General features: G+C 30.9%; 1 protein-coding gene. It reads right to left on the reverse strand.

Features of this window, described 5'->3' with window-relative positions; genetic code table 11:
* The coding region (locus CQA53_RS11315; protein WP_407918856.1) for a lipase family protein at window positions 1-1,536 on the reverse strand (1,536 nt) is incomplete at both ends.

The following is a 1,536-nucleotide window of genomic DNA, read 5'->3' on the forward strand; positions in this document are numbered from 1 at the left end:
TATCAGCTACACTTAGATTTTCTATATCACTAGATACTATATAAGTATAGTAGGAGTTTGAAGAATAAAGGAGGCTAAGTATATCATAGAGGTTGTAGGGCTTTTGTAGTTTATTATATGTTTCTTTGGGAGATTTTGTAGTAGTTTGTGATTGATTTGTGAGGTCGAGTTGTAAAGCTATATCATTTGCAAGGAGAGTGTTGTTTATAAGGTATTCTTGAAAAAGATTATTTTGATAGATTTTATAGGATTTGAGATAAGATTCTAGCTCTTTGTTGTAGTCTTTGATATTGTCATTATAGATATTGAGATTTGTATTGTATTCTTTTAACTCTTCTTTATATTGTTCATATTGTGCTTGTGTTTGTTCTACTGCATTTGCTAAGGGTTGCTTCTCTATCCCTATATCAGTAGCAAAGCTATCATTAGAGGCGAGCATTACTCCTTTTGGTTCTTGTGGGAGAGAGTGTGTATCAAGATAGGCTATAGCTTTTTGCATATCGTTTGAGATAGTGGGGACAGGAGGGAGATAGTAGGAGAGACCACTAAACCAATCTGGATTGTTATAAAAATCTCTTTCTATCATTTTGTTATCTCTCATATGTCTTATAAACATTTCTGGATTATTTTCATCTTTAATCCTATTGTATTCTAAGAGATTATCTATATTTCCGCTTTGCATATACATAACGATTGTTTTTAGCTCTATAATAGTAGGAGCTAGAAAATGAGAATCCCAAAATTGTCCTCCTAAATTTATCAAATAATACTTCCCTGCTATATCTGTGCCTAAGCTTTGTATGATTTCTTTTGATTTTTTATTATTATCTGGATTAGAATCCCCATCTGTTTCTATATGGTGAATAGAATTTTGACAAGCTAAAGGTTGCTTTAATGCGTTGTTTTCTTTAAGAGTTTTGATACATTTGATAAAAGCCTCATTTACACTAAAGATTTCATAGGTATATAAGGTGCTATTCAATACAGCACCATTTCCTACATATCTCATATTTGTTGAAGTAGATGTCTTTAAAAATATAGTATGTTCTTTTAGATTTTCATCTTTTGAAAAATACTTTTGAATTTGATGAAATAATCCACTTTCACGCCCAATAAGTATAGTATCTCTTAAGAGATTACCATTTTCATCATATTCATATCCTTTTATCTTTTTAAACAATGCCCTTTCTTTATCTTTGGCATTAAGTATCATAGAATCTATGCTATATATATTACCTAAATCTACAATCTTTAAATCTCTAGCTCCCGGAGCATTAAAAGTATAGATTTCTTTTACATTAGCACTTGATTCTGGAGTAGCAAGGCTTAATGTAAGTAATTGTGCTAATGCACCTCCTAGTGAATGCCCGATAATGATTAGAGGGGTAGAATCTGTAATATGTCCTTTGTTGATACAATCACAATAAAACTTCAGCATATCAAGATATTGATTTTTAGGTAAGATTCCAAAGGCTAAATCCTTATCTGCATCAAAAATATCATTTATTATATCATTTGGGAATTCTGTGCCACGAA

This window comes from Helicobacter didelphidarum (genome assembly GCF_003364195.1).
GTDB lineage: Bacteria > Campylobacterota > Campylobacteria > Campylobacterales > Helicobacteraceae > Helicobacter_A > Helicobacter_A didelphidarum.